Annotated in this window: 8 protein-coding genes; 5 read left to right on the plus strand and 3 right to left on the minus strand. The window is 44.0% G+C overall.

Annotated features, from left to right (window positions below):
- Window positions 1-48 precede the first annotated feature (48 nt).
- The 3 genes from ACM0OX_RS34080 to ACM0OX_RS34090 form a co-directional block, all read right to left on the minus strand.
- Window positions 49-2511: a filamentous hemagglutinin N-terminal domain-containing protein gene (locus ACM0OX_RS34080; RefSeq protein ID WP_414519458.1), complete on the minus strand. Its 2463-nt coding sequence runs from the start codon at window positions 2509-2511 to the stop codon at window positions 49-51.
- Window positions 2512-2678: 167 nt separating this feature from the next.
- A complete protein-coding gene (locus ACM0OX_RS34085) occupies window positions 2679-3005 on the minus strand; it encodes a hypothetical protein (RefSeq protein WP_334842163.1) in 327 nt (108 codons plus the stop codon).
- Between the two features lie 456 nt (window positions 3006-3461).
- Complete coding sequence (locus tag ACM0OX_RS34090; RefSeq protein WP_289795117.1) at window positions 3462-4289, minus strand: carbohydrate ABC transporter permease; 828 nt, start codon at window positions 4287-4289, stop codon at window positions 3462-3464.
- A gap of 180 nt (window positions 4290-4469) precedes the next feature.
- Here ACM0OX_RS34090 and ACM0OX_RS34095 point away from each other — a divergent pair, with 180 nt between their 5' ends.
- From ACM0OX_RS34095 to folE, 5 genes are all read left to right on the plus strand, one after another.
- Complete coding sequence (locus ACM0OX_RS34095; protein WP_414519460.1) at window positions 4470-5168, plus strand: aldehyde oxygenase (deformylating); 699 nt, start codon at window positions 4470-4472, stop codon at window positions 5166-5168.
- A gap of 133 nt (window positions 5169-5301) precedes the next feature.
- Entirely contained in the window at window positions 5302-6321 is a 1020-nt protein-coding gene (locus ACM0OX_RS34100) for a long-chain acyl-[acyl-carrier-protein] reductase (protein WP_094349743.1), read from the plus strand.
- A gap of 135 nt (window positions 6322-6456) precedes the next feature.
- Window positions 6457-7437 (plus strand): acetyl-CoA carboxylase carboxyltransferase subunit alpha, encoded by a 981-nt coding sequence (locus ACM0OX_RS34105; protein WP_094349744.1) that lies wholly within the window; start codon window positions 6457-6459, stop codon window positions 7435-7437.
- A gap of 355 nt (window positions 7438-7792) precedes the next feature.
- The gene (locus ACM0OX_RS34110) at window positions 7793-8518 is read left to right on the plus strand and encodes an SDR family oxidoreductase (protein WP_414519462.1); all 726 of its coding nucleotides are present in this window, start codon (window positions 7793-7795) and stop codon (window positions 8516-8518) included.
- Window positions 8519-8618: 100 nt separating this feature from the next.
- Window positions 8619-9326 (plus strand): GTP cyclohydrolase I FolE, encoded by a 708-nt coding sequence (gene folE / locus ACM0OX_RS34115; protein ID WP_289795113.1) that lies wholly within the window; start codon window positions 8619-8621, stop codon window positions 9324-9326.
- Window positions 9327-9417: the final 91 nt, after the last annotated feature.

Here is a 9417-nt window from a genome sequence, read left to right on the forward strand (position 1 = left end):
AACTAGTCAACCCTTAAAATTGCTTTTTTATGACTTTTTCAGCAAGCCCTAATTAGCAGTGCAAGATGTAGCGACAAGCGAAGAGTTATGGGGTGATGCAGTGGGTACTTGAGCAACCAGAACCACGTTCCCATTGGCATCGATTACCCAGCCTTGGGCTTCTACAATTTGAGTAGGTTCATTGACAGAATTAACCTTCTGTGATTTTTCTTCTGTGTTTCCCTGCGCCTGAACAACCGCTTTTTTCTGAATACCACCAGCACGATTCTGACTCTCTGGAGGGAGGGCGATCCAATGTGCCAACACTGCATCATCAGCTATCAATGGCTCCGTGGGATCGGCTTGTATTCCTCCACGCCCAGTAGTAACAAATGAACTTCTTCCTATTTTTCCACCAGAACTACAACCAGCAGCAATTTGCTGCGAAGCATCAACCAGATTTACAGGTAGTTCCACTAATCCTTTACTGGGGTCAGCATCTGGTGAGTTGATTTGTACAGTGCCACTTAATGAAGGGTTTTGCTGAGAAAATGCAGTGATGTCACTTGTTGGGATGTTATTCGGGTTTATATCTTTTGGATCGAGCTTCTCCACCTCTGCACGAGTGCGTGGCACAAACCCAAAGATATTCTTAGCGGCGATCGCAATTTTACCACCAGAACCAAAGTTGGCGTTGGCGGTAATATCGCTATTTCCCAAGGGAGTCGCGACTAGGAAGCCATTAGGTGCATTGATGGTGATATTACCGCCAGTTTTATCACCTCCGGCATTAGTAGAGATTTGACTGTTGCGACGCATCAGTAATAAGTCCCGCACCTGTACCGCAATGTTACCGCCCTTACCTGACTCACTATTAGATGTAAGTTTTCCTTTATCCAGCAGGATGGAATGAGCGTTTATATTGAGTTCGCCTGCTAGACCGAAATTGGGTACACCCCCTTGATAGTTAACATTTTTTCGAGCTTCACTGCTCACAGTTATTGCCGCGCCATCTTTGATAATCAATCGCCCTGTAGTTAGGGTCAAGTTACCGCCATTTCCAGGCCCTTGAGTCCCAGCAAACAAGCTACTGAGCTTAGAACCATTTGCTGAGGTTCCCATTAATTCTACGGACTCAGAGGCGTTCACTATCAAATCTCCTCCATTTCCTGTAGCTGGTATCAATTGGTTAGAAAACCGCCCAAGTATACCCTCAGAACTTGTTGATATTGCTGCCCCTCCCTCGATACGTAACTTTCCAGTATTAATTATTATGCTGCCAGCATTGGGAGTGCCATAAGTTGCACTAAATAATCCACTGGATGTTAAATCACTACCATCTGGCAAAGGAGAAATGGGGATGCCTGCAATTAGTTCTACGGAATCTGAGGCGTTGATAGTCAATTGCCCCGCCAATCCCGAACCAACATTGAACATTAAGACTTGCGCTCCATCTTTGACAATCAACTTTCTGGTAGTGATATTTATATTTGCAGAGTTTCCAGTGTCGAAAGTTCCAGTAGACAAGAACGCATTTAGTCCAAGTTCTACAGACTCGGAAGCGTTCACTGTTAAATTTCCTCCCGGTTGCGCTCCCAGAGTCAGAGCCAAAATTTGTGAACCGTCACTTACTAGTACGCGCTGTCCTTGTAGGTGGATATTACCGCCACCTTTGCCACTGGTATCTAGAGTAGATGGAATCTGACTTTGCTGGGTTAGTTGAATGTTCTGAAAATTTTGAACACCTTCATATCCTAATGCCCAACTTTGATTCGTTGAATTCAGACTGACCAAACTATTGCCAGCAACGCTTCCTAACTCAATTCTTCCCCCACTTGCCGTTAAATTTCCGCCCTCTAGCGTTATATCACCGCCTATAAGTGCTAGGGTTTTGCCTTGCTGCACTTGTAGACCAACACCTTGTCCGAAGGTATTAATTGCATTATTGGGACTTGCTTGGGATTGATTGCGGATAGGTCGAGCAGTTGTTCCGAATTGTAAACCTATAGGAACACTTTCTGTGAGTAGAGGTGCAGTTTGAGGTGATGTAGCACTAAAGTTTGTACCATCAGCAAAGTTCAAACTACTCGCCGTACTAGCCACAAACGAACCGCCAATATTTAAAGAAGCATTGGGCCCAAAAACAATGCCGTTAGGATTAATCAAAAATACGTTGGCTGTGCCGTTAGCTTTGAGAATGCCATCTATATTAGAAACAGAATTGCCTGTCACCCGACTGATGATGTTCTGAATATTGATTGCATTGTTAAAATGGGCTGTCGTTCCCGCAGAGATAGAAAATTTTTCAAAGCTGTGGAGCAAGTTTGTACCACGAACTGCTCCACCATCAATTTGGTCTATAGGCTGACCATTGATGAGCTTTGGTGTAATGATTGAACTTTCTGATCCAAGTGTGGCATCTTTTTGAATTTGAGCTAAGGCAAAACTCTCAGCAAAAGTGAGCACTCTAGCAATTACTAAAGTACTCACTATTCCTAACTTCCAGTGGCAACTGCTTCGATTTTGAGACATGAAAACTGGCGCTCAAAACATCAGAGTTTATTAAAATACTGCTTTTTGCTAAGTAGCGATCTTAATACGTTGATGTTATCTCTGTAACCTAAATACTACATAAAAGCAAAGTTTAGTATTTTTACATTCACTAGAATAAACTCTTTGCAGTCCGAAGATTAAATTATTTAGCAGTAACAGCCTAAAGGACTGCCAGTTGATGGGCAAGGTATACACAATGCTTTTTTGACTAACACAATTTCTGGTATTGAAGGTCTTGCAGTTTCTGCCAATAATGCATTGGGTTGCTGTTCGTCAACTGCATCATCAGATTTGAGTTGATTGGGATCGAGATTACACTGCCAATGAATTCTCAAGACTCTATATTCTAATAAGCCGTACTTTTCAAGCACTGAGTGTAAGTCAGCGTTTTCTAGGCTTTGATCCATTTTCTGCTGAATCTCTTCTTGTAACTGCTGTAATATTTGAGGATCTATGACTTGTTGAGAACTCATGAATGTTTTCGTTCCTGACGGGATGTGTATAATTATTGCTTCAGTTTAGTTAGCAATGATTACGCTCAGTGTCATAAAAGTTCATAATTTTCCTGCGGGATTTTCTTTACAGCTATTTTTTAAGTAATACCAAGGGACTTCCAAATAAAAAAATATCCCAAAACTGACGCAAAAATTCTCTCTATTTCTCTTCTCCTGTGTTCTCTGCGCGGCAGTCGCTCATGGGGGAAACCCCCATCGCCCTTGGCGTCTCCCCTTGGGAGAAGACCGCGCCGCGCTGCCTTGTCTCTGTGGTAGCCTGCGGCAAGCCGCAACTCTTAGAGACGCTCCGCGAATGCGTCTACGTTTATTTGGATAATTTATTTATTGGAAGTCCCCAATTCAAATTATTTATTGTCGAGTGGGCGTTTCGTCTAATAACTAAAATCGGGCTTCCACTTACTGCCTGTTTCCCCACTAATTCTTAATTCCTGTGGCAGCAATGCCCTGAAGAAATTGACGCTGACCGATGAGGAATAATACCATCACTGGAACTGTGGCTATTGTCACTGCCGCCATCATCAAGGGCCAATTATTCGTAAATTGCTCCTGAAACTCAGCCAACGCTAGTTGCACCGTCCTTAATTCTGGTCTTGTCGTAAATACCAGAGGCTTAAACAAATCATTCCACTCACCGATGAAGGTGAACAAAAACAGCGTCACCAATGCTGGACGGGCTAAAGGTAACATCACCCGCCACAAAATTTGCAGTCGGTTCGCCCCATCTATAGCTGCGGCTTCCTCTAATTCCACGGGAATTGTCTGGAAATACTGACGTAATAAGAAAATCCCAAATCCGCTAACCGCAGTGGGTAAAATCAGCGCCCAGTATGTATTTATCAGGTGTCCCCACTTCAATACCAAAAAGATGGGAATCACTAATAACTGAAAGGGAATCACTAAAGTTGCTAAAACGACTAATAGCAGTGCTTGGCGTCCCCGAAACTTCAATCGTGCTAGGGCGTAACCAGCTAAAGCAGAAGTGACAATCTGAAACGCCGTCACAGCGATCGCTACCAAGGTAGAATTAGCAAACGCCAGCAAAAATTTTCCTTGTTGCCATGCAACGCGGTAATTTGCTAAAGACCAGTTATTTTTGAACAAATTTTCTGGGCTGGCGGACGTTGGTGCAAAGGAGGTGAGAAAGACCACAAACAGCGGTAGTAGGACAATAAATGCCCCTAGCAGTAAGATTACTAGGCTCAAAAAATCACCAGATTTCACATTCAGGTTTGGTTTAGACATAACTTGAGCCGCAAAGCATTTATTTCGCTAGTACTAGAGCATTGCCCCCAGCAACCATTAATCTATAAACATAGTCTACTTGTTAAGTTAAATTAAACCACAGTGATTGTTAACCTCAGTTCATAGGGTAAATCGAATCCTGGTGTCAAATAATTCAGTTTTACGGGAGTAAACATAACCATGCAGCAGCTTGCAGACCAATTTAAAGAATTAGATTTCAAGAGCGAAACATACAAAGATGCTTATAGCCGGATTAATGCGATCGTGATTGAAGGGGAACAAGAAGCCCATGAAAATTACATCACATTAGCCGAACTGCTGCCAGAATCTCATGATGAATTGATTCGCCTATCCAAGATGGAAAGCCGCCACAAAAAAGGATTTGAAGCTTGTGGGCGCAATTTGGAAGTCACCCCAGATTTGCAATTTGCCAAGGAATTTTTCTCTGGACTACACCAGAATTTCCAAACAGCAGCGGCGGAAGGGAAGGTCGTCACTTGTCTGTTGATTCAGTCTTTGATTATCGAATGTTTTGCGATCGCAGCATATAACATTTACATCCCCGTCGCCGACGCTTTTGCCCGCAAAATCACGGAAGGAGTAGTAAAAGAAGAATATAGCCATCTCAACTTTGGAGAAGTTTGGTTGAAAGAACATTTCACAGAATCCAAAGCTGAACTTGAACTTGCAAATCGCCATAACCTGCCCATAGTCTGGAAAATGCTTAACCAAGTAGAGGGTGATGCCCACACAATGGCAATGGAAAAAGATGCTTTGGTAGAAGACTTTATGATTCAATACGGTGAAGCATTAAGTAACATAGGCTTCACGACTCGCGACATCATGCGCTTGTCAGCCTATGGACTCATCGCCGCTTAAAAGAGTGCTGAGTAACGAGTGCTGAGTGCTGAGTAGTTTAAATTCAGAACTCAGAACTCAGAACTCAGAACTCCTAACTCCTAACTCTACTAAATTCCACGCCTCAAGACAGCACAAGCCTAATAATCACTACATGTTTGGTCTAATTGGACATCTGACTAGTTTAGAACACGCTCAATCGGTAGCTAAAGAATTGGGATACCCAGAATATGCCGATCAAGGGCTAGACTTTTGGTGCAGCGCCCCACCGCAAATTGTCGATACCATTATTGTCACCAGTGTAACTGGGCAAAAAATTGAAGGACGGTATGTAGAATCTTGCTTTTTGCCAGAGATGCTGGCCAGCAGGCGCATCAAAGCCGCGACGCGCAAAATCCTCAACGCGATGGCTCACGCACAAAAGCATGGCATTAACATTACAGCTTTAGGCGGATTTTCGTCGATTATTTTTGAAAACTTTAAGTTAGACCAGTTTAGCCAAGTCCGCAACATTAAACTAGAGTTTGAACGCTTCACTACAGGAAACACACATACTGCCTACATTATTTGTAAGCAGGTGGAAGAAGCCTCAAAACAATTGGGAATCGATCTGTCAAAAGCCACTGTTGCTATATGTGGGGCAACTGGGGATATTGGTAGTGCAGTTACCCGTTGGTTAGATGCGAAAACAGATGTCAAAGAACTTTTGTTGATCGCCCGCGATCAAGAACGCCTCAAAGAACTGCAAGGCGAACTGGGGCGAGGAAAAATCATGGGTTTGACAGAAGCACTGCCTGAAGCTGACGTTGTAGTTTGGGTTGCTAGTATGCCCAGAGGCGTGGAAATTGACCCGACCACTTTGAAACAACCCTGTTTATTGATTGATGGCGGCTATCCTAAAAACTTAGCAACCAAAGTTCAGCATCCTGGTGTATTTGTGTTAAATGGTGGGATTGTCGAGCATTCCCTGGATATTGACTGGAAAATTATGAAAATCGTCAATATGGACGTGCCAGCCCGCCAGCTGTTTGCTTGTTTTGCCGAATCAATGCTGTTGGAATTTGAGAAGTTATACACGAACTTTTCGTGGGGACGGAATCAGATTACCGTAGACAAAATGGAGCAGATTGGTAAGGTATCAGTGAAACATGGATTTAGACCGCTGTTGGTTTAACTGGAAGAGTTAGGAGTTAAAAGTTTAAGAGTTAAGAACTTTTATCAATACACTCCTTCTAATACCTAACTCCTCACTCCTAACTCCTCACTCCTCACTCTGAAAAACCTATAACTCGTACTTATAACCCCTACGATGGCAACTACCGAGCGTAAACCGCTACTGTTAGATTTTGAAAAGCCCCTAGCAGAACTCGCAACCCGAATCGATCAAATTCGGCAACTTGCAGAAGAAAATGGCGTCGATGTTTCTGGTCAAATTCGTCAACTAGAAGCACGCGCCATGCAACTACGTGAGGAAATTTTCACTAGTCTATCCCCGTCCCAGCGATTGCAAGTCGCTCGTCATCCGCGTCGCCCTAGTACTCTCGATTACATTCAGGCAATTAGTGATGAATGGATGGAATTGCATGGCGATCGCTGTGGTGGTGACGATCCGGCTTTAGTTGGTGGTGTTGGTCGTCTGAGTGGACAACCTGTGGTGATGTTGGGTCATCAAAAAGGACGCGATACTAAAGACAATATTGCCCGTAACTTTGGAATGCCTTACCCTGGCGGCTATCGCAAAGCTATGCGGTTGATGGAACACGCCAACAAGTTTAGTATGCCGATACTAACTTTTATCGACACACCAGGAGCTTGGTCTGGGGTAGAAGCAGAACACCAAGGTCAAGGAGAAGCGATCGCTTACAACTTACGGGAAATGTTCTGTTTGGATGTGCCAATTATCTGCACAGTCATTGGTGAAGGTGGTTCCGGTGGCGCACTCGGTATTGGGGTAGGCGATCGCCTACTCATGTTTGAACACTCCGTTTATACCGTCGCCACTCCCGAAGCCTGCGCTGCAATTTTGTGGAAAGATGCTGGTAAAGCTCCTCAAGCCGCTGTGGCGCTAAAAATTATTTCCCATGACCTGAAAAAGTTGGGAATTATCGACCAAATACTACCTGAACCCACTGGTGGCGCTCATTCTGACCCCTTAAAAGCCGCTACCACTCTCAAGCAAGTACTGATGGAAAATTTAGACGAACTCAATCGTTTAACCGCTCCAGAACGCCGCCAACTGCGCTATGAAAAATTCCGCAAAATTGGTGTTTTTACAGAAGTTGCCCACTAACGGCACTGCATAATGATTTATTAGTAAAGCAGCAATGCTATAATTGCCTATGTGCTTAAAGATTTTTAACAATCTAGCCATAGGCATTTGCATGTTTGGCAAATCTACTCAATTTGATTGAGTGGGTTTTGTATTATGTAAATAATCTAATTTGAATGTACGGCGTGGTTTTCCAGGCAACAATTTGTTGTCTTCACTGCTAAAACCCACAATATGGGGACTGTTGTGCTGAATCATAGCATCTGCTTAATGAAAATAATCAGATTTTTAGATTCCTTTAATCTATCCAAACCAAGAAGTGTAAATAATGGGATGGTAATAGGCTTTGGGAACTGCCAAAAAATTGGGAGACACCATGAGTGTTGAGCAAAAACGACGCGCCCTGATTACTGGGGCAAGTAGTGGAATTGGGAAAGCAACGGCTTTAGCCTTTGCGAAAGCGGGAATAGATGTCGCCTTAGTCAGCCGTTCTTTGGATAAATTGGAGGCGGTAAGAGAAGCCGTAGAGCATACTGGGGTCGAAGCGAAAGCTTACGCTGTAGATTTAGCGCGGATCTCCGAAGTCAAAGACAAGATCCAAGCGATCGCTCTTGACTTTGGTGATATCAACATTCTGGTAAACAATGCTGGCATCGCTTATACAGGTACTTTGAGCGAAATCCCCCTAGAGGGCTGGCAGCAGGTAATTGACTTGAATCTCACCAGCGTGTTTCAGTGCATTGTAGGGATTTTACCTTCAATGCGCGATCGGGGCACAGGCACAATTATCAACATCGCCTCAATTTCCGCCAAGCAACCCTTTCCCGGTTGGGGAGCATACAGCGTCAGCAAGGCTGGTTTGATAGCCCTCTCTCAAACCCTGGCACAAGAAGAACGCACTCACGGCATTCGTGTCACAGCTATTTGTCCTGGCGCAGTCAATACCGAACTTTGGGATACAGAAACAGTCCATGTCAACTTAGACCGTTCCAAAATGTTAACCCCGGAAATTGTAGCTCAGTCAATTCTCTACACAGTTCTGTTACCACAACAGGCAGTTATTGATGAAATGACCCTAATGCCCAGCGCTGGCGCACTTTAATTGCGAAGTTAGAAGTTAGGAGTTAGGAGTTAGAATTTTTAACTCATAACTCATAACTCATAACTCATAACTAAATTAAAACCATAACCAAGACTGAATCATGACTATTGCTAGTTCCAACGGTTCCAATTGCTCTCAATCACCTCTGATTCCCGACTTGGCAGAAGCCATAACTCCTAGACCAGATCGCAATACTCATAACGGGCGACAACCGGATGTGTTCCCGCCAAAAGAGGAACAACTTGAGGAAATGAAGGATGCCGTGCGAGCAATAATATTGGGAGTTGGTGAAGATCCCGAACGCGAAGGACTCCTGAAAACACCCAAACGAGTAGCCGAAGCAATGCGGTTTCTTACTAGTGGCTACAACCAATCCCTTGAAGAACTCGTTAATGATGCCATCTTTGATGAAGGGCATAGCGAGATGGTACTAGTTAGAGATATTAACTTCTTTAGTCTGTGCGAACACCACATGCTGCCATTTATGGGTAGAGCGCACGTTGCTTATATTCCCAACCAAAAAGTTGTCGGACTGAGTAAGCTGGCCCGGATTGTTGAGATGTATTCCCGGCGCTTACAAGTACAAGAGAGACTAACTCGCCAAATTGCCGAAGCAATCCAGACAATTCTGGAACCTCAAGGCGTTGCTGTAGTGATGGAAGCTAGTCACATGTGTATGGTAATGCGTGGCGTTCAGAAACCAGGTTCTTGGACTGTCACTAGCGCAATGGTTGGTGTGTTCCAAGATGAGCACAAAACCCGCGAAGAATTTTTTAACTTGATTCGCCACCAACCAGCATTTTTTTAAAGTGCTGTTAGCGGTAGCGGGGCGTTTAGCCCGTGCTGAGTTAGGAGTTAGGAGTTAGGAGTTAGGAGTTAGGAGTTAGGAGTTAGGAGTT

The sequence above is a fragment of the Nostoc sp. PCC 9305 genome (assembly GCF_963920915.1).
Lineage (GTDB): Bacteria > Cyanobacteriota > Cyanobacteriia > Cyanobacteriales > Nostocaceae > Nostoc.

What these genes read in the sequence shown, in the direction of transcription:
- ACM0OX_RS34080 (WP_414519458.1), bottom strand. Translation starts at nt 2,511, where the DNA reads ATGTCTCAAAATCGAAGCAGTTGCCACTGGAAGTTAGGAATAGTGAGT.
- ACM0OX_RS34085 (WP_334842163.1), bottom strand. Translation starts at nt 3,005, where the DNA reads ATGAGTTCTCAACAAGTCATAGATCCTCAAATATTACAGCAGTTACAA.
- ACM0OX_RS34090 (WP_289795117.1), bottom strand. Translation starts at nt 4,289, where the DNA reads ATGTCTAAACCAAACCTGAATGTGAAATCTGGTGATTTTTTGAGCCTA.
- ACM0OX_RS34095 (WP_414519460.1), top strand. Translation starts at nt 4,470, where the DNA reads ATGCAGCAGCTTGCAGACCAATTTAAAGAATTAGATTTCAAGAGCGAA.
- ACM0OX_RS34100 (WP_094349743.1), top strand. Translation starts at nt 5,302, where the DNA reads ATGTTTGGTCTAATTGGACATCTGACTAGTTTAGAACACGCTCAATCG.
- ACM0OX_RS34105 (WP_094349744.1), top strand. Translation starts at nt 6,457, where the DNA reads ATGGCAACTACCGAGCGTAAACCGCTACTGTTAGATTTTGAAAAGCCC.
- ACM0OX_RS34110 (WP_414519462.1), top strand. Translation starts at nt 7,793, where the DNA reads ATGAGTGTTGAGCAAAAACGACGCGCCCTGATTACTGGGGCAAGTAGT.
- folE (WP_289795113.1), top strand. Translation starts at nt 8,619, where the DNA reads ATGACTATTGCTAGTTCCAACGGTTCCAATTGCTCTCAATCACCTCTG.